General features: G+C 69.9%; 13 protein-coding genes and 1 pseudogene. 10 read left to right on the top strand and 4 right to left on the bottom strand.

Going from position 1 to position 18,900, the window contains the following annotated elements; genetic code table 11:
* Positions 1-22 precede the first annotated feature (22 nt).
* The 9 genes from LCE31_RS05080 to LCE31_RS05040 all read left to right on the top strand — a co-directional run bounded on the left by LCE31_RS05080 (position 23) and on the right by LCE31_RS05040 (position 15,131).
* A complete protein-coding gene (locus LCE31_RS05080; RefSeq protein ID WP_225012753.1) occupies positions 23-6,277 on the top strand; it encodes a type I polyketide synthase in 6,255 nt (2,084 codons plus the stop codon).
* On the top strand, positions 6,216-7,325 hold the full coding sequence (locus tag LCE31_RS05075) for a phosphopantetheine-binding protein (protein ID WP_225012757.1): 1,110 nt from the start codon (positions 6,216-6,218) through the stop codon (positions 7,323-7,325). The genes LCE31_RS05080 and LCE31_RS05075 overlap by 62 nt, the downstream gene beginning before the upstream one ends.
* Positions 7,326-7,347: 22 nt before the next feature.
* Positions 7,348-7,800: a DUF1579 domain-containing protein gene (locus LCE31_RS05070; protein ID WP_225012752.1), complete on the top strand. Its 453-nt coding sequence runs from the start codon at positions 7,348-7,350 to the stop codon at positions 7,798-7,800.
* 13 nt (positions 7,801-7,813) lie between these two features.
* Entirely contained in the window at positions 7,814-9,049 is a 1,236-nt protein-coding gene (locus LCE31_RS05065) for a cytochrome P450 family protein (RefSeq protein ID WP_225012751.1), read from the top strand.
* Between the two features lie 4 nt (positions 9,050-9,053).
* On the top strand, positions 9,054-10,289 hold the full coding sequence (locus LCE31_RS05060; RefSeq protein WP_225012750.1) for a cation:proton antiporter domain-containing protein: 1,236 nt from the start codon (positions 9,054-9,056) through the stop codon (positions 10,287-10,289).
* 112 nt (positions 10,290-10,401) lie between these two features.
* Entirely contained in the window at positions 10,402-11,625 is a 1,224-nt protein-coding gene (locus tag LCE31_RS40760; protein WP_225012749.1) for a cytochrome P450, read from the top strand.
* A 136-nt stretch (positions 11,626-11,761) separates the two neighbouring features.
* Positions 11,762-13,105, top strand: a complete 1,344-nt coding sequence (gene ccrA / locus LCE31_RS05050) for a crotonyl-CoA carboxylase/reductase (protein WP_225012748.1) — start codon at positions 11,762-11,764, stop codon at positions 13,103-13,105.
* Between the two features lie 11 nt (positions 13,106-13,116).
* Positions 13,117-14,805 carry a 3-hydroxyacyl-CoA dehydrogenase family protein gene (locus LCE31_RS05045; RefSeq protein WP_225012747.1) on the top strand — a complete coding sequence of 563 codons (1,689 nt, stop codon included), beginning with the start codon at positions 13,117-13,119 and terminating at the stop codon, positions 14,803-14,805.
* A 140-nt stretch (positions 14,806-14,945) separates the two neighbouring features.
* The gene (locus LCE31_RS05040) at positions 14,946-15,131 is read left to right on the top strand and encodes a hypothetical protein (protein ID WP_225012746.1); all 186 of its coding nucleotides are present in this window, start codon (positions 14,946-14,948) and stop codon (positions 15,129-15,131) included.
* A 611-nt stretch (positions 15,132-15,742) separates the two neighbouring features.
* On the opposite strand, the gene LCE31_RS05035 is transcribed toward LCE31_RS05040, so the two are convergent.
* From LCE31_RS05035 to LCE31_RS05025, 3 genes and pseudogenes are all read right to left on the bottom strand, one after another.
* On the bottom strand, positions 15,743-16,192 hold the full coding sequence (locus tag LCE31_RS05035; RefSeq protein ID WP_225012745.1) for an SDR family oxidoreductase: 450 nt from the start codon (positions 16,190-16,192) through the stop codon (positions 15,743-15,745).
* 12 nt (positions 16,193-16,204) lie between these two features.
* Positions 16,205-16,375 carry an SDR family NAD(P)-dependent oxidoreductase gene (locus LCE31_RS41130; RefSeq protein WP_225012744.1) on the bottom strand — a complete coding sequence of 57 codons (171 nt, stop codon included), beginning with the start codon at positions 16,373-16,375 and terminating at the stop codon, positions 16,205-16,207.
* A gap of 951 nt (positions 16,376-17,326) precedes the next feature.
* Positions 17,327-17,701: pseudogene (locus tag LCE31_RS05025) on the bottom strand (transposase); the annotation flags it as partial.
* Between LCE31_RS05025 and LCE31_RS05020 the strand changes: the two are divergent.
* Positions 17,646-18,077, top strand: a complete 432-nt coding sequence (locus LCE31_RS05020; RefSeq protein ID WP_225012743.1) for a GrpB family protein — start codon at positions 17,646-17,648, stop codon at positions 18,075-18,077. The pseudogene LCE31_RS05025 and the gene LCE31_RS05020 sit on opposite strands and share 56 nt — an antisense overlap.
* 105 nt (positions 18,078-18,182) lie before the next feature.
* On the opposite strand, the gene LCE31_RS05015 is transcribed toward LCE31_RS05020, so the two are convergent.
* Positions 18,183-18,539: a hypothetical protein gene (locus LCE31_RS05015; protein ID WP_225012742.1), complete on the bottom strand. Its 357-nt coding sequence runs from the start codon at positions 18,537-18,539 to the stop codon at positions 18,183-18,185.
* Between the last annotated feature and the right edge of the window lie 361 nt (positions 18,540-18,900).

The following is an 18,900-nucleotide window of genomic DNA, read 5'->3' as shown; positions in this document are numbered from 1 at the left end:
ACTGGATTGGCGGTTAACTGCGATGGCTGAGGACCCGAAGCTCCTCGACTACTTCAAGCGCGTCACGGCCGAGCTCTACCAGACCCGCGAGCGCCTGCGCGAGGCCGAGCAGCGCGGCAACGAACCGATCGCCGTGGTTGGCATGGCCTGCCGGTTCCCCGGCGGCGTGGAGAACCCCGACGACCTGTGGCGGCTGGTGCTGGACGAGGTGGACGCCATCTCGACGTTCCCCGACCGGCCCGGCTGGGACCTGGAGACCGTCTACGACCCGGACCCCGCGCATGTCGGCACCTCCTACGTCAGCGAGTGCGGCTTCGTCGACTGTGCGGACCGGTTCGACCCGGCGTTCTTCGGCATCAGCCCGCGCGAGGCCGTGACCATGGACCCGCAGCAGCGGCTGCTGCTGGAGACCTGCTGGGAGGCGTTGGAGAACGCCCGCATCGACCCGGCCGGGCTGCGCGGCGGCTCGGTCGGTGTGTTCGCCGGCATCACGCACAACGACTACGTCTCCCGCCTGCCCGCGGCGCCGGCGGGCTTCGAGGGCCAGCTGTTGGTCGGCGGGGCCGCAAGTGTCGCGTCCGGCCGCGTGTCCTACCTGCTGGGCCTGGAAGGCCCCGCGGTGTCGGTGGACACGGCGTGCTCCTCCTCGCTGGTGTCGCTGCACCTGGCCATGCAGTCGCTGCGCCAGGGGGAGAGCACGTTCGCGCTGGCCGGCGGTGTCACCGTGATGGCCACTCCATCCACGCTCATCGAGTTCAGCCGGCAGGGCGGGCTGGCGGCCGACGGCCGGTGCAAGCCGTTCGACACCGGCGCTGACGGCACGTCGATGTCCGAGGGCGTCGGCATGCTGGTGTTGGAGCGGCTGTCCGACGCCCAGCGCAACGGTCACCGCGTGCTGGCCGTGGTCAGGGGCTCGGCGATCAACCAGGACGGAGCGTCCAACGGCCTGACCGCGCCGAGCGGCCCGGCCCAGCGGCGCGTGATCCGCCAGGCGCTGGCCAGCGCAGGCTTGTCCGCCAACGAAGTCGACGTCGTGGAGGCGCACGGCACGGGCACCGCCCTCGGTGATCCGATCGAGGCCCAGGCGCTGCTGGCCACTTACGGCCAGGACCGGGACCGCCCGCTGTGGTTGGGCTCGCTGAAGTCCAACATCGGCCACACCCAGGCAGCGGCCGGTGTCGGCGGCGTGATCAAGGGCATCCTCATGCTGCGCCACGGCGTGATGCCCAAGTCGTTGCACGTGACCGAGCCGACCGATCAGGTCGAATGGGCCGGCGGCATGGTGCGCCTGCTGCGCGAAACCGCCCCGTGGCCGGAAACCGGCCGGCCCCGCCGGGTCGCCGTCTCCTCCTTCGGCGCCAGCGGCACCAACGCCCACATCATTCTGGAGCAGGCACCCCAGGGCACGGCCGAGCAAACAGCCGAGCCCACTGACATCCCTTGCGTGCCATGGGTTCTGTCCGCCCGGTCTGCTGCGGCGCTGAAGGGCCAGGCGGCCCGCCTCCTCGGGTACCTGGAGACGCACGAACGCCTGTCGGCGGCCGACGTCGGTCTGTCGCTGGCCACCACCCGCAGCGCCTTCGAGCACCGCGCGGTCATCGTCGGCCGGAACCGCGGCGAGCTGCTGGCCGGCCTGCGTGCGGTGGTCGACGGCGAGTCGTCGGCCACCGTGGTCGAGGGCACCGCCCGCCGGGACAGCCGGGTCGTGTTCGTCTTCCCCGGCCAGGGCACCCAGTGGGACGGCATGGCCGTCGGACTGCTGGCCTCCTCACCGGTGTTCGCCGAGGAGTTCGCGGCCTGCTGCGACGCGCTCAGCGAGTGGATCGACTTCTCGCCACTGGACGTCATCCGTGGCGTCGACGGCGCACCTTCGATGGACCGGGTCGACGTGGTGCAGCCGGTGCTGTTCGCGGTCCTGGTGTCGCTGGCCGCGCTCTGGCGCTCGTACGGCGTCGATCCGGCCGCGGTTCTCGGCCACAGCCAGGGCGAGATCATCGCCGCGCACGTGGCCGGAGCGGTCTCCCGCGAGGAGACGGCGCGCGTGGTCGCGCTGCGCAGCCGGATGCTGGCCCCGCTGTCCGGCTCCGGCGGCATGATGTCGGTGCGGCTGAGCCACGACGAGCTGGAACCGCTGGTCCGCCCGTACGGCGACCGGATCTCCATCGCCGCCGTGAACGGCCCGAGCGCCGTGGTCGTCTCCGGCGAACCCGATGCGCTGGCCGAGCTGGAGACGCGGCTGACCGCCGACGGCGTCACCGCCCGCCGCATCCCGGTGTTCCTGGCCGGCCACTCGGTGCAGGTGGACACCGTCGGCCAGCAGATGCTGGAGATGCTGAGCACGCTGGTCCCGGTCGATTCCACCGTGCCGTTCTTCTCCACAGTTACCGGCCGCCGCGAGCGGACCGGCGAGCTGGGCGTGGAACACTGGTACAGCAACGTGCGGCACACCGTCCGCTTCGAGGGCGCCGCACGAACCGCGCTGGAGCAGGGTTTCCCGCTGCTGCTGGAGATCAGCCCGCACCCGGCGCTGGTGGTCGGCCTCCAGGACGTGATCGACGACCTCGGCGCCGACGCCGCCACCTGGGGCACGCTGCGCCGGGACGAGGGCGGCATGGACCGGTTCCTGCTGGCCATGGCCCAGGCCTACGTGCACGGCGTGAGCGTCGACTGGGCCAAGATGTTCCCCGGCGCGAAAGTCGTGGACCTGCCCACCTATGCCTTCCAGCATGACAGCTTCTGGCTGGAGGACTCCAACCCGGCCGGGGATGCCGCCTCGATCGGTCTGGTCGCCGCCGGCCACCCGCTGCTGGGCGCCTCCATCGCGCTGCCGGAGACCGGGGGCGTGCTGTTCACCGGACGGCTGTCGGTGCGCACCCACCCCTGGCTGGCCGACCACACGGTTGCCGGCACGGTTCTGGTACCCGGCACCGCATTGCTGGAGTTGGCCTTCCGCGCGGGCGACCAGGTCGGCTGGGACCGGGTCGAGGACCTGACCTTCCAGGCACCGCTGCTGCTGCCGGCCACTGGTGGTGTGTCGTTGCAGGTCGTGGTCGGCGCGCCCCAGGAGGACGGCACCCGCCGGCTCAGCGTCTACTCCCGGCCGGACGACCTCACCCACGACCTGGACGACGACTGGACCTGCCACGCCACGGGTTTGCTGGCTCAGGGCGACACCATGGCCGCCGAGCAGCTCACGCAGTGGCCGCCGGCCGGTGCCGAACCGATAGGCGTCGAGGGCGTGTACGAGAAGTTCACTGCCCGCGGTTACGGCTGGGGACCGGTCTTCCAAGGTATGACCGCCGCCTGGCGGCAGGGGGCCGATCTGTACGCCGAGGCGGTACTGCCCGACCCGGGCCACGCCGACGCCGCCCGATTCGGCATCCATCCGGCCCTGCTGGACGCCGCGCTGCACGCGACGTTGCTGTCCACAATGGACTCTGCCGGCGCGACGCGGTTGCCGTTCACGTGGTCCGGGGTGCAGTTGCACGCCTCCGGTGCCACGGCGGTCCGGGGGCGGCTGTCCCGGGTGGCCGACGACTCGGTGGCCGTGGCCCTGTTCGACGCCGGCGGCCGGCTGGTGCTGACCGCCGATGCCATCGTGTCCCGCGAGGTCGACCCGAGCCGGCTGACCCAGGCGATGAGCCGACGGCAGACCGGCGGGCACCGGTCACTGTTCCGCCAGGAGTGGGCGCCATTCGCGGTCACCAACACGCGGGTTGGTGAGGGCCGGTGGGCGGGTCTGGGCGACACCCCGGTCCTGCGGGCGATCGGCGAGTCCGACACCGCGATGCGCCTGTACCCGGAGTTGTCCGCAATCGGCGAGTTCATGACCGGTGGCGGTGCCGCGCCGGACGTCGTGTTGCTGCCGCTGGACGGGATCGCCGCCCCGGCCGCAGCGGACGTGCCCGCCGAGGTGCGTCGGGTCACCGGCGAGGTTCTCGACGTCGTCAAGGACTGGCTGGCCAACGACCAGTTCGCCGCCTCCCGGTTCGTGCTCGTCAGCGTCGGTGCCCAGGCCCTGCACGGCGGCGAGACCCCCGACCTGACGCAGGCTCCGGTGTGGGGCCTGTTGCGGTCGGCGCAGACCGAGAACCCCGGTCGCCTGGTGCTGATCGACATCGATGACACCAAGGCCAGCAAGGACATCCTGCCCAGCACCGTGACGGCGGCGATCGAGGCGGACGAGCCGCAGGTGGCTATCCGGGACGGCGCCGTCACGGTGGCGCGGCTGGCCCGGACGCCGCTGAACGACCAGCTTGAACCGCCGGCCGCCGGCCCGTGGCGGCTGGGCGTCACTGAAGCCGGCACCCTGGAGAACCTGGTGCTGATCCCGGCGCCGGAAGCCGCCGAGCCGTTGCTGGACGGCCACGTTCGCGTCGCGGTGCGAGCCGGTGGCGTCAACTTTCGCGATGTGCTGATGACCCTGGGCATGTACCCGGGGCATCCCGACCTCGGCGGCGAGGGCGCCGGCGTGGTCGTGGAGGTCGGCCCCGGAGTGACCGGACTGTCCGTCGGCGACCGGGTGACCGGCGTCTTCGGCGGCGCGTTCGGTCCGACCGTCGTCGCCGACCGGCGTGGCCTGGTGCACATCCCAGCCGGCTGGACGTTCGAGCAGTCGGCCGCGATGCCGGTGGCCTTCCTGACCGCCCTGTACGGCCTGCACGACCTGGCCGGTCTGAAGGCGGGGGAGAAGGTGCTGATCCACGCGGCGGCCGGTGGTGTGGGCATGGCTGCGGTGCAGTTGGCTCAGTACTTTGGAGCCGAGGTGTACGCCACCGCCAGCCCGGCCAAGTGGGCCGCGTTGCGGGCCATGGGCATCGACGATGACCACATCGCTTCCTCCCGGACGCTGGACTTCAAGCAGGCGTTCCCCGAGATCGACGTGGTGCTGAATGCGCTGACCGGCGAGTTCGTGGACGCCTCGCTGGCGCTGATGCCGCGCGGCGGCCGGTTCATCGAGATGGGTTTGGCAGACGTGCGCGAGCCCGAGGCGATCGCCGCGTCCAACCTGCACGTGAGCTACCAGGCGTTCCAGCTGCTTGAGGCCGGCGTCGACCGGATCGGCGAGATGCTGCGCGAACTGGTCGTGTTGTTCGGGGACGGCACGCTCGTGCCGCCCCCGGTGCGGTCCTGGGACGTCCGCCGGGCACAGGAGGCGTTCCGGTTCATGTCGCAGGCCAAGCACATCGGCAAGGTCGTGCTGCGGATGCCGCGCACGATGGATCCACAACAGACGGTGCTCGTCACGGGTGCGTCCGGCATGCTCGGCGGCCTGGCCGCCCGACACTTGGTCGCGCAGGGCATGCGCAACCTCATACTGCTCAGCCGTCGCGGCGCGCCCGCCGAGCTGGTCGCCGAGCTGACGGCTGCCGGCACGTCGGTCACGGTCGCCGCTTGCGATGTCGCCGACCGGGAGTCGCTGAAGGAAGTCATCGCGGCGGTTCCCGCCGAGCACCCGCTGACCGGTGTCGTGCACACGGCAGGTGCCCTCGACGACGGCCTGATCGGCTCGCTGACTGCCGACCAGGTCGACAACGCGCTGCTGCCCAAGGTCGACGGCACGCTCAACCTGCACGAGCTGACCGCCGACGCCGACCTGGCCGTGTTCGCGCTGTACTCGTCGGCGGCCGGCGTCATCGGCACCGCCGGACAGGGCGGTTACAACGCGGCCAACACGTTCGAGGACGCCTTCGCCCAGTGGCGGCACGCCAACGGGCTGCCGGCGGTCTCCCTCGCCTGGGGCTACTGGGGCCAGGTCAGCGAGATGTCCGGCACCGTCGGCGAGTCCGACCGGTCCCGGATGACCAGGGGCGGCATCACCCCGCTCAGCTTCGAGGAGGGCATGGCCCTGTTCGACACAAGCCTCGAACTGGACGAGGCCGTCACGATCCCCATCAGGCTGGACCCCCATGCCTCCCGGATGACCGACGGCGGCGTGCCGGCCCTGCTGCGAGGCCTGGTCCCCATCCGGACCCGGCGCACCGCGGAGCGCGGGGCGGGGGGGGGGGGGGGGCCCGCGGGGGGGGGGGGGGGGGGGCGGGGCCCCGGGGCCCGGGCCCCCCGGGGCGGGGGGGGGGGGGGGGGGGGGCGGGGGGCCCCCCCCCCGCCCCGGCCCCCCCGGGGGGGGGGGGGGGCCCGACGGCGCCGCGCCGTCGGGCTTGCTCAGGCAGCTGAGCCGACTGTCCGAAAAGGACCGTCGGCAGGCGTTGGCCGATGTGGTGCGGACCGAGGTCGCCGTGGTGCTGGGATACCCAGGACCCGACGCCGTCGGCATTGATGACACCTTCCGCGAGCTGGGCTTCGACTCGCTGACCGCAGTCGAGCTGCGCAACCGGATCAACGCCACCACTGGCATTCGGCTGCGGGTCACCACGGTCTTCGACTACCCGACGGTGGACGAGCTGACCGAGCACCTGGTCTCCGAGCTGGAGATCCCGGACGGCGAGGAGACGCCGACCCCGGCCGGCGAACCCACCGCCGGCGGGCACGCCAACGACGACGTGATCGTCAACCTCTACCTCAACGCGGTGGCCGAGGGGCGCGCCGACGACGGCATGCGGATGCTGACCGCGGCGGCCAAGCTGCTGCCCTCGTTCACTGACGCCGAGTCTGCCGGCCGGCCGAAAATCGTGCAGTTGGCCGGCGGCCACCTCCGGCCGCAGCTGATGTGCATGGTGCCGCCGATTGCCCCGATGCTGGACACCGCCTACTCGTTGTTCGCCACCGGGCTGCCCGAGCCCCGTGACGTCTCGGCGCTGTGGCCGCTGGGCTTCAGCGAGGGCCAGCCGGTGCCGGCCGACATGGAGTCGCTGTTCCGCGTGTACGGCGACGCCGTGCTGGAGGAGGCCGGCATCGACCCGGTCGTGCTGGTCGGCCACTCCTCGGGCGGCTGGATCGCGCACGGCGTGGCCAGCTACCTGTGCGGGATCGGCCGGCCGCCGGCCGCGGTGGCCATGCTGGACACGTACTGGCCGGGCGACCTCGTGGTGGAGGTGCAGCGCGACTTCATGCGCGCCCAGGCCAAGCGGCACGACCTGATGTCCGAGGACAGCGGCGCCGCGCCGCTTGGGCACCAGCTGGTGGCGATGGGCGGCTACCTCGGCATGTTCGACGAGTGGAAGCCCCAACCGATCGACGTGCCGACGCTGCTGGTGCGGGCCCGGGAGTACATGAACGGCACGCCCAAGCCGGAGCACGTCCAGGAAGTCACCGACGGTACCTACCACTACACCGCCGACGTGCCCGGCAACCACTTCTCGATGATGTCCAAGCACCCGGAGTCGACCGCATCGGCCGTGCACGACTGGCTGGCGCGGGTGCTCTGACCCGACAAGGAGATCCACTGTTATGAGTACCGAGCAGCTGAAGCAACTCGACTTCCTGTTGGGGCACAACGAGTATGTCGGCCGGCCGCCGGCGGGCGGCGGCGAGCCGGCCCGGATGACGTGGCACGGTTCGCCGTCGCTGAACGGCAAGTACGTCGACGTGGCGGTGAGCTTCGCCGGCGGCGGGATCGGGCGCTGGACGTTCGGCTGGAACCCGCTGGACGAGGAGTTCGATGTCTACTACGTAGCCGACTCCGGCAGCCAGGGCGCCGGCACCTCGCCGGGCTGGGTGGAGGGCGAGTTCACCGTTACAGGGCGATACACGGTGGTGGAACTGGGCCGGCACAAGACGGTCCGGGACGTGTTTCGGATCGTGGACGAGTCCACCGTGGTGGCCGACTCCTACGTGCGTAACCAGGACGACGACGCCTGGATCAAGATCGATGTCTACACCGGCCGCCGCGCCGGCGCGTGAGGAAGCGACTTCCGTGACGAGCACTCAGACCCTGCCCGACGAAATCTACGGCCCGGAGTTCAACCGCGACCCGTACCCGATCTTCGCCCGCCTTCGCGAGGAGGCGCCGGTCCGCCGGGTCACGACCTACCGCGGTCTGAACACCTGGCTGGTGACCCGCTACGCGGACGTGCGCCGGCTGCTGGCCGATTCCCGGCTGGCCAAGGACGGCAGCCGGATCGGCGAGCTGATGGCCAGGCACAGCAAGGTCACCGGCAACGCCACCGGCTTCCCGGCCGGCCTGACCACCAACATGGTCAACAGCGACCCGCCCGACCACACCCGGCTGCGTAACCTGGTCGGCCGGGAGTTCACCGGCCGCCGGGTGGAGCAGCTGCGGCCCCGCATCGAGCAGATCGTGGACGAGATGCTCGACGAGATAGCCGCCCAGGACCAGGTGGAAGGCGAGGTCGACCTGGCCGCGACGCTGTCGCTGCGGCTGCCCATCGCCGTCATCGGCGAGCTGCTCGGCGTGCCCCACGCCGACCGGATGGACTTCTTCGCCTGGGCCGACACGCTTTACGGCGGCAAGGCCGAGCCGGCCGAGTTGGGCCGGGCATACCAGGACGTGGTCGGCTACCTGCGCCGGCTGTGCGAGGCCAAGAGGGACACGCCGGGCGAGGACCTGCTGACCGCGCTGGTGCAGGTCAGCGCCGACGAGGACCGGCTCAACCCGGACGAGCTGGTGTCGATGGCTCTGCTGCTGCTGATGGCCGGCCACGAGACCACCAGCAACCAGCTGTCCAACAGCATGCTCTCGCTGCTGACGGCCCCCGACCAGCTGGCCCGGCTGCGCGAGCACCCGGAGCTGGTCACCGGCGCGGTCGAGGAGCTGCTGCGCTTCGAGGGACCCGGCCTGTCGGCCAGCATGCGGTTCACCACCGAACCCGTCGAGGTGGCCGGCACGGTCATCCCCGAGGGCGAGTTCGTGATGCTCTCACTGGCGTCGGGCAACCGCGACCCGGAGAAGTTCCCCGACCCGGACCGGCTGGACATCACCCGCCCGACCAACGGCGCGCTGGCCATGGGCCACGGCATCCACCACTGCGTCGGCGCCGCGCTGGGCCGGCTGGAGCTGGAGATCGCGATCGGCAAGCTGGTCCGGCGCTTCCCGCACGTGCGGCTGGCGGTCGAACCGGACGCGGTCGAGTGGATCGTGAACTCCTTCTTCCGAGGCCCGGTCAAGCTGCCGCTGCGTCTGCACGGGTGACGCCATGACCAGCCATCAGACCGTGATGCTGTTGTTGGACCTGGCCCTGATCCTCGTGCTGGCCCGGGTGCTGGGCCTGCTGGCCATCAGGATCGGGCAGCCCGCAGTGATCGGCGAGGTGCTCGCCGGCATCATCGTCGGACCGACCCTGTGGCACGGGGCCATCTCCGACACCCTGTTTCCGGTGCCCAGCCGCCCGTCCCTGAGCGCGCTGGCCAACGTCGGGGTCGCGGTCTTCATGTTCATCATCGGCCTGGAGCTGGACCGAACCCTTATCAAGGGCGAAGGCCGGACCGCGGTACTCGTCTCGACGCTGTCCATCGCGCTGCCGTTCGGCCTGGGTACGGCACTGGCCACCTACCTCTACCAGGACCACCGGACCACCAACGAGCTGGCGTTCGTGCTGTTCCTCGGCGCGGCCATGTCGGTGACCGCGTTCCCGGTACTGGCCCGCATCCTCAGCGACCGAGGCCTGCAGAAGACCAGGCTGGGCACCATCGCGCTGGCCTCGGCAGCCATCGGCGACGTACTGGCGTGGTGCCTGCTGGCCACGGTGGTGGCGATCAGCGGTTCCGGCACCGGCAGCCAACTGCTGATCCTGGGTCTGATCCCGTATGTGGCGGTGATGTTCTTCGTCGTCCGTCCACTGCTGCGCAAGCTGATCGCCCGGTACGAGTGGCACGGCCTGTCGCTGGGCGTGCTGGCAACGGTGCTGGCCGGCCTGCTGGTCTCCGGCGCCCTGACCGAGTGGATGGGCCTGCACTTCATCTTCGGCGCGTTCCTGTTCGGCATCATCATCCCGCGCGAGGGCGCCGACAAGCTGCGCAAGGACATCATCCAGCAGGTGGGCCAGGTCAACGCGGTCCTGCTGCTGCCGGTGTACTTCATCGTCGCTGGCTTCAACGTGGACCTGTCCCAACTCGACGCGTCCGGGCTGCTGGCCCTGGCACTGATCCTGGTGGTGGCCATCAGCGGCAAGTTCGTGGGCGCGTTCACCGGCAGCCGGCTCAGCGGCCTGCCGGCGCGGGACTCGGCCGTGCTCGGCACGCTGATGAACACCAGGGGCCTGACCGAACTGATCATCCTCAGCATCGGGCTCCAGCTCGGCGTGCTCGACAAGGACCTGTACTCGCTGATGGTGGTGATGGCCGTGGTCACCACGGCGATGGCCGGACCGCTGCTGAGCCTGGTCCATCCCCAGCAACAGCCGGCCGAGGAGTACGTGCCGGTGTCGGTGTGACCGCGATGGGCGGGCAGTGGGCGAGCAGTGACCGACGGCTGCTGCTCACCGCCCGTCCCCGCGATTAGCGTGCCAGTCGAACCGCGACCACCACGACCAGGAGTAGCGTCCCGTGACCGAAACCCATGCCCAGGACCTGTTGTCCTATCCGCAGATGCGTGATCCCAAGTGTCCGCTGGACCCGCCGGCCGCCTACCGTGAGCTGCAGGCGACGCACCCGGTCGCGAAGGTCGTGCTGCCCTCGGGCCGGACCACGTGGCTGATCACGGGACACGCCGAGGCCCGGTACCTGCTCAGCCACCCCGACACGAGCGTGAACCGGCACCACCCCAGTTTTCCCTACCCAGTCAGCAATCCGGACGCGGTGGTGGCCCAGTTGGCCCGCTGGACCCAGATCCTGCTCGGCGACGACCCGCCGCTGCACACCGTGCGCCGGCGGATGCTGATCACCGAGTTCACCGTGCGCAAGGCGCAGCAGATGCGCCCGGAGATCCAGCGGATCGTGGACTCCGAGCTGGACGCGTTCGTCGAGCTGGAGCCGCCGGTCGACCTGGTCAAGCACCTCGCGCTGTCGGTGCCGTCACTGGTCATCTGCCGGCTGCTGGGCGTGCCCTACGCCGACCACGAGTTCTTCCAGGAGCGGACCCTGCTTCAGTTGCAGCGGGACGTCTCGCCGCAGGTGCAGGCCAAGGCCGTCGACGAGCTGCTGGCCTACTTCGAGGTCCTGATCAGCCAGATGGAGCGGGAACCCGGCGACAACCTGCTGTCCCGGCTCATCGTGGCCAACCGGGAGGCCGAGGCGTTCGACCACGAGGAGCTGGTCGCGCTCGGCCTGCTGCTGCTGGTCGGTGGGCACGAGACCACCGGGAATGTGATCTCGCTGGGCACTGCGACCATGCTCAACGACCCGGAGCAGCTCGCACTGCTGAAGGCACACCCGGAGCTGATGCCGTCGGCGGTCGAGGAGTTCCTGCGTATCTTCAGCACGGCCACCGCAACCACCCGGGTGGCCACCGCCGACATCCAGCTGGGCGACAAGCTGATCGCCGAGGGCGAGGGCATGATCGTCGCGCTGAACACGGTGGCCCGCGACGGCCGGGAGTTCCCCGACCCGAACCGGATCGACGTTCGCCGCAACGCCCGCAACCACATGGCCTTCAGCCACGGCATCCACCAGTGCATGGGGCAGAACCTCGCCCGGGTGGAGCTGGACGTCGTGTTCACCACGCTGTTCCGCCGGTTGCCGAACCTGAGGCTGGCCACCGAGTTCACCGACCTGCCGTTCAAGTTCCGGGCGTTGGCCTGGGGCCTGCACGAGCTGCCCGTCGTCTGGTGAACCCGTTGCCACGAAACGGCTCCGCATCTCCACTGACGGTTCGAGCCGCCGCCTGTCGGCGACAACGGTCGGGTACAGCTTGCGACGGTCCGCGCGACTTGCCGCGGTCGGTCTTGATTTCCCGTGAGGAAGCACTGTGAGGAACATAGTCGAAGCAATACTTTCCGAGGATGCCTCGTCCGAGGACATCGGCGCGCTGTCGGTGCCGGAGAGCTACCGGGGCGCCGTGGTGCTGGCGGCCGAGTCGGAGATGTTCGACGGCATGGCCACGCGGGACAAGACCCCGGCCAAGGCGCTGCACATCCAGCAGGTGGCTACGCCCGAGATCGGGCCGGACGAGGTCCTGGTCGCCGTGATGGCCAGTAGCGTCAACTACAACACGGTCTGGACGTCGATCTTCGAACCGGTGCCGACCTTCGGTTTCCTGCAGCGGTACGCCAAGACCGTGCCCGGCGCGACCAAGCACGACCAGCCGTTCCACGTGGTGGGGTCCGACCTGAGCGGCGTGGTGCTGCGCACCGGCGCCGCGGTCCGCACGGTCAAACCGGGTGACCGGGTCGTCGCCCACTGCCTGAACGTGGAACTGACCGCTCCGGACGGGCACGACGACTCGATGCTCGATCCGGAGCAGCGGATCTGGGGTTTCGAGACCAACTACGGCGGCCTGGGCGAGCTGGCCCTCGTCAAGGCCAACCAGCTGATGCCCAAGCCAAAGCATCTGACCTGGGAGGAGGCCGCCTGTTCGGGCCTGGTGCACTCCACGGCCTACCGGCAGCTGGTCTCCCGCAACGGCGCGGACATGAAGCAGGGCGACGTGGTGCTGATCTGGGGCGCGGCCGGCGGCCTGGGCTCCTACGCCACCCAGCTGGTGCTCAACGGTGGCGGCATCCCGGTCTGCGTGGTCTCCAGCCCACGCAAGGCCGAACTGGTCCGATCCATGGGCGCCGAGCTGGTCATCGACCGGTCGTCGGCGGACCTGCGGTTCTGGTCCGACGAGCACACCCAGAACCCCCGGGAGTGGAAGCGGTTCGGGGGCATGGTGCGTGAGCTGACCGGCGGCGAGGATCCCGATATCGTGTTCGAGCATCCGGGGCGGGAGACCTTCGGCGCCAGCGTCTACGCGGCGCGGCGCGGCGGCACCATCGTGACCTGTGCGTCGACCTCGGGCTACGAGCACACCTACGACAACCGGCACCTGTGGATGCGGCTCAAGCGCATCGTCGGCACGCACTTCGCAAACTATCGCGAGGCGTGGGAGGCCAACCGGCTGATCGCGAGAGGCATGGTGCACCCGACGCTGTCCACTGTGTACGCGCTGAACGACGTCGGCCAGGCCGTCAGCAAGGTGCACGCCAACCGGCACGACGGCAAGGTCGGCGTGCTGTGCCTGGCTCCCGGCCCGGACCAGGGCGTCCAGGACAGGGATATGCGCGAGCGTCTTCTTCCGCAGCTCACCCGGTTCCGCACTGCCCATCCCTGAAGGGGATTCCCATGACTGAAACCAATGTCACCGTCGGCGTGGTCGGACTCGGTTCGCTCGGTCTTGCCTTCGCCGAACTGCTCACCGCGGCCGGCATCTCGGTCGTCGCCGTCGACGCCGACGCGGCCGCGGTGCACCGCGCGCAGGACCGGTCGGTGCCGGCGACGACGGAGATCGGCGCGCTGTCGGCCTGCTACGTGGTGATCGAGGCCGTGACCGAGGACGCGGAGGTCAAGGGAGCGGCGCTGCGCGCCGTCGCCTCGGTCTGTGCGACGGACGTGGTCGTGGTCTCGACCACGGCGTCGTTGTCGCTGTCCGCGCTGGCGACGGCGTCCGGCCGGCCGACCAGGTTGGTGGGCCTGCGATTCCTGACGCCGCCGGTGGCCGGCAGCGGCTTCGAGGTGGTGTCGACCACCATGTCCGACAAGGACACCGTCGGCACGCTCAAGACTCTGCTGAACCGGCTCGCGTTGGAGGAGCGGACTTTTGGCCCTGCCCGCCAGCACGCTCGTGATCTGCTGCTGACGTACCTGAACCGCTCGTTCGCGCTGTACGAGGCCGGCTACGCCACCCGTGAGGACATCGACACGGCGATGCGACTGGGGTGCGGCCTGCCGGCCGGCCCGCTGACCCTGCTGGACCGCATCGGCCTGGACGTCGTCGAGCGCGAACTGGCCGACCTGTACCGGCGTACCGGCCGGGCCGCGCACACGCCCGTCCCGTTGCTGACCGCGATGGTGCGGCGTCAGGAGTTGGGCCGCAAGGTCGGCAAGGGCGTGTACGAGTACGAGCCGTCCGGTGCCGTGATCTCCGCCCAGGGCTCGAGGCTGGCTGGCGAGGCCGAGCCACGGCAGATCGGCAAGGTCGCCCTGGTCGGCTCGGGCACCATGGCGCGTGGCATCGCGCAGGTGGCGGCGCTCGGCGGCCTGGACACGATCCTGCTGGCCCGCTCCCATGAGAAGGCCGAGGTCGCGATAGAGGCGATCGACGCCGCCATGGCCCGTGCCGTGCGCCGTGGCCAGATCGTTCCGGACCAGCGGCGCGCCGCGCTGGCCCGGTTGTGCCCGTCGTCGACGTTCACGGATCTAGGCGACCGGGACGTGGTGATGGAGGCCGTGGCCGAGGACGACGACGTCAAGGCGGAGATCTTCGGCAAGCTCGACCAGGTGTGCCGTCCGGGCGCGATCCTGACCACCACCACCTCCAGCCTGTCGGTCACCGGCTGCGCCGAGGCCACCGCGCGGCGCGGCGACGTGGTGGGCATGCACTTCTTCAACCCCGCGCCGGCGATGGGCCTGGTCGAGGTATGCCGCACCGAGTTCACCGATGACGATGTGCTGGCCACCGCGCACCTGTTGGCCCGGACGTTGGGCAAGACCACGGTCGACTGCTCCGACCGGGCCGGCTTCATCGTGAACTACCTGCTGTTCCCGTACCTCAACGACGCCGTGCTGCTGGTCGAGAGCGGGGCTGCGACCATCGAGGACATCGACTGCGCGGTGGAGAGCGGCCTTGGTTGGCCGCTGGGACCGTTCGCGCTGATGGACGTGATCGGACTGGACGTCAGCGAGGCCATCCAGCAGCGGTTGCACGGGGTCAACCACGATCCGGACGTGAAGCCGACCACCATGCTCACCGAGCTGACCAAACTGGGCCGGCTGGGCCGCAAGGTCGGCGCCGGCTTCTTCAACCACGGCTGACGGTCGGCCTTTTCGGATCCATGATTTGGTAATTGTGCGGACGAGTGGTGTGATGTCGGCCGGTCGGAGTGGCCCAATGTCAGGTCCCATCTGAATCCCTGACGGGCCAGCTCACGCCGCCGGCCGCGCTCGTGCTCCTCGTGTTCGCAGTGACGGAGGCTGGCAAGGGCGGCCTGGCGCGGCCCCTGCCCATAGCGTTACGGCTGCTGCTGTTCCTGGTCGCGGCCGCCACGTTCCTGTACGTGGAGTGCCGGGCCCGGCACCCGGTGGTGCCGCTGAGCCTCTTCCGGTCGCGGTCCGGCTCGCTGACGACTGCTACGGGCTGACCATCAACATGGCCTTCTACGGCATGGTGTTCGTGCTGAACCTGTACTTCCGGCAGATCCTCGGGAAGTCCGTGCTCGTCACCGGTCTCGTGTTCGTGCCGATGGCGGTGTTCATCTCCGTGTCCTGACGGGGCCACGGCTGTCCCGCCGCTTCGGGCCAAGGCCGCCGATGGTGATGGGCCAGCTCGTCCAGATGGTGGGCTCGGGGCATTGCTGTTCTTCGTCACGCGGCCGTCCACGCCGCTGCTCCTGCTCCTGCTGGTGCCCCTCGGGCCGGCCAGCGGCCTCATCTCCCCACCTCGCCAGCCTGTCTGCGTGCCTCGATGGAAATCAAGCACCGCACTCGGACCATCGATTGATCATCACTCGATACAGGCCCGCCGCTCCTTACTCCGCATGTGTCGAGACGTCCCGGGCGGCAGCGCGGCTCCGTAGCCCGCCTGGCCCGCTCCGCGGGGCTCCTCGCGATGTCGCGGGGGAGCACGGCCGGCCAACCCGCGGCTGGTGGTGGCGGGCGCGCTGCCCTTGATCGTGCCAGCGCGACATCGCCGCTCCGCCTGTCGGCATCTCCTACAACGGCACCCTTGGCATCCTCTACTCTGACGCAACCACTAACGCACTGTTCTGGGCCGGTTACGACAATAATGTCGGCAGCGGCTTTCAGGGCGTACGCACTGCCCTGCCGCCTGGCGCGGCCGTGCACGGCGGCAAGCTGTACTGCGCACAAGGCAGCCTGGGAGCGATTCCTGGACCAACACCTGGGGCGGGCGATGTGCGTCGGGGTGAGCATCATGACCGGCGGCCGGCAGAATGTCACACGGCGACCCAGACGGGCAACAGACGCAGATGTCACACATGCGTGGCAAGGCCCTTCGCTCTGCCGACCGATCTCGTACGGGCAGGCCGCCGTCGACGACCAACTCGGTGCCAGTGATGTAGGACGCGTAGTCGGACGCGAGGAACAGCGTCGTCGGTGCAGCCTCGTCCGATCGCCCCATACGCTTGAGGAAGGTCCGCGCAAGGATCGACTCATTGGTCGCAGAGCCGTTGGCCGCGGCCAATGGCAGTGTCGATCAAGCCCGGGATGAGGCAGTTGACCCGGATGCCGCTGGAAGCGGCACCTCATTCGCGAGTGACCTGGCCAGTCCGCGAACTGCCCACTTCGTCGCGGTACAGGCGACGATATCGGCATCACCCGTAATCCCGGCGGTGGACGAGACGTTGACGATACTGCCATGCCGCATCCGACGGATCGTCGGTCGTGACGGTCGTTTGACGCTCTGGGCCTTCGCACGCCCGGACAGAGAGCGGATATACTGCCTCTGACCTGGTCTTTTTCGTGACTTGTCCCGGCCGGCATCTTTCCGATGACCCACCATGTGGAGTGCATCGCGATCCTCGAACCTGTCACAAAGGCCACTGACCTGCTGCTTTAGCGGGTGCGCATGATGTGCGCCATGTGCGCCATGTGCGTTACGGGCGATATCTTGACGCTAAAATGACGCTCCCAGAGGTATCTTGACGCTCGTTGATCTTGATAACCGATGGGTCGTCAGGTCCTGTTCTCCGCAGGCCGGAGGCTGGCCGAACGTCCCCTCCGGGGCGGTGTGTGGCAACAACTTTCGATATTCCTGGGGTGACGGCAGAGTCAGACGGCTGTTTGAACCTTCGAGGCAGCGCCCGCGAGGAGCTGATCCTCTTGCGCTGCATGGCGTGTCAGATGTCGCGGAAGAGACCAGCGAATGCCGTGACCTGCTGTGATGGCCGCGCAATGTTCGCTGACCTGCGCGAATGGTCCTTCGGTTCTTTCACGCTCGTGCCGGTTGATAGGGCTGGAAGTCCCAGAAATGTCTCAGGGGCCTCCGACGACTCACGGGCGCCTTCGGCTCCATACGGCAGTACGGTTCGTCGGCCTCTCCTCTGCCAAGACACCGACGCCGGTTGTCGAGCGCTTGGCTTCCAGCCGATGCCCTGCGGGATCGTGGTCCTGATGCGGCCTGTCGCACGGCCCGGCGAACGAAGGGAACAGGCGCCGATGGAAGGGCCCTTCGTCGGGAGCCGGGGGCTCAGTATTCGGGAGAGGTGAGCACGACGCGGGCCGCCATGGCGCGGTCCACCTCCTCGGTGTGGACGAAGAGGGCCGTCAAGATGCCAGCGGCAACTAGGGCGTGTATTGAGTCGTGATCAATGAGTGGCCTCGTGAGGTCGTTGATCCAGATCATGGAGGCACGGAGGTGGAGTCCGGCGAGGTGGCTCTCGGGGGTCTTGTCGAAGCGGGTGGCGATGCCACGCCATGCCTTGAGCCTGTTGATCAGGCGCTCGACGGTGTTGCGGTCCTTGTAGAGCTCGACGTCGTGGGTGACAGGCGGGCCGCCCCGGCGGACCTTCTTCTTCTTCCGGTTGGCGGCCTGGTCCTTCTTCTCCGGGATGACCGCCTTGATGTTGCGTCTTCGCAGGTAGGCGCGGTTACCTCGGGAGGAGTACGCCTTGTCGCCGGCGACTGCGTCGGGCCGGGTGCGGGGACGGCCGGCCGGGAGAGGGACGCGGAGCTTGTCGAGCACGGGGATCGACGAGGTCCGGGACGTAACACTGCTTGCGGTGTTCGGCTTCCGGTGCCGCCCGGAGCCGTGGAACCACGTCGAAGTCTCCGGTGGGCAGCGGTGTCACAAACTCGTGTTCGCGCCGCCGGTCGGCGCAAGGCCGTGCAACGTCCACCTGCGGGAGGCCGCCGCAGCCAATGCCCGCTTTGCCCTGCTGTTTCGGGACTATCTGCGTGCGGACGAGGATGCCCGTCGGGCGTGGGGCGCGTTCAAGCAGCGGCTGGCGGTGAGCGTGCCGGATCTGTCAGACTATGGGCAGATAAAGGCGCCCGCCACGCAGGTGTTGATGGCTGCGGCCGAACGGTGGGCCGCCGGTACCGGCTGGAGCGGCCCCGCGGCGGCCTGATCACGTGGGACGGGCACGTCGCGCCACGGAACCCCTTTCGATGCACGGCCAGGGGCGCCGGCGGCGGTTGGGGTGACCGGCGCCGGCCGCGGTCCAGTCCGAGAGTCAAGGCCGAGGGGGCGGGTTCGGGACGGTGAACCAGCAGACGTCCCCGGACTCGGGCAGCCGGCCGAGTCCGTCGATGGCCCCTGCGATCCGGGAGACCGTCTCGACCGTGCCGGTGCCCCATGCCTCGAAGGGCTGATCGAGATCGTCGGTGAGATCGCCCGCCGCCGCGCCCCGGGCCAGCAGATCGCCGACGATCCGCGGGAGCAGCCGCGTCTGCTCCCGCGCGGTGTGCCCTTTGCCGAGCAGCGTTCCGACCGACCCCACGAGCACGGAGAACCCCAGCCAGTCGTCGTGCGCGTACGCGGCCAGGTAGGACAGTTCTTCGCTGTATGCCTCGTCGGTCGGTGTGCCCATGCGCTCAGTGCCGCGGAAGGCGGAGGCGGGCAAGTGCCCGCGGTCCGCGCGCGGAGCCCGTGGATGATTCCGCTGTGCCTGGCAGAGGGCGACGGCACCGTCGTCTGGTCACCGGACGCCCCGCCCGTGGCTGGGACGACGCGAAGTCGACGGCCCGCTCTGCCACGGGCGGTTCCTTCGCCGACATGCTCTACTCGCCCGCCGGAGAAGCCTCCCACCACGCGATCGTCGACGCGGTCGCCAAGGCCGCGGAAGCGGGGGGGGGGCCGCCCCCCCCCCCCCCCCCCCCCGCGCCGGCGCCCCCCCCCGGGGGCGCCCCCCCCGCGGGCGGGCGGGGGGGGGGGGGCGCCGGCGGGCCGGG

The sequence above is a fragment of the Streptomyces sp. 8L genome, from assembly GCF_020176795.1.
Lineage (GTDB): Bacteria > Actinomycetota > Actinomycetes > Streptomycetales > Streptomycetaceae > Streptomyces.
Note: the sequence above shows the minus strand (reverse complement) of the source record. Positions and strands in the feature narration are given on the sequence as shown.

Coding starts and splice junctions, on each gene's coding strand:
- LCE31_RS05080 (WP_225012753.1), top strand. CDS start 23: ATGGCTGAGGACCCGAAGCTCCTCGACTACTTCAAGCGCGTCACGGCC.
- LCE31_RS05070 (WP_225012752.1), top strand. CDS start 7,348: ATGAGTACCGAGCAGCTGAAGCAACTCGACTTCCTGTTGGGGCACAAC.
- LCE31_RS05060 (WP_225012750.1), top strand. CDS start 9,054: ATGACCAGCCATCAGACCGTGATGCTGTTGTTGGACCTGGCCCTGATC.
- LCE31_RS05045 (WP_225012747.1), top strand. CDS start 13,117: ATGACTGAAACCAATGTCACCGTCGGCGTGGTCGGACTCGGTTCGCTC.
- LCE31_RS41130 (WP_225012744.1), bottom strand. CDS start 16,375: ATGCGGCATGGCAGTATCGTCAACGTCTCGTCCACCGCCGGGATTACG.
- LCE31_RS05015 (WP_225012742.1), bottom strand. CDS start 18,539: ATGGGCACACCGACCGACGAGGCATACAGCGAAGAACTGTCCTACCTG.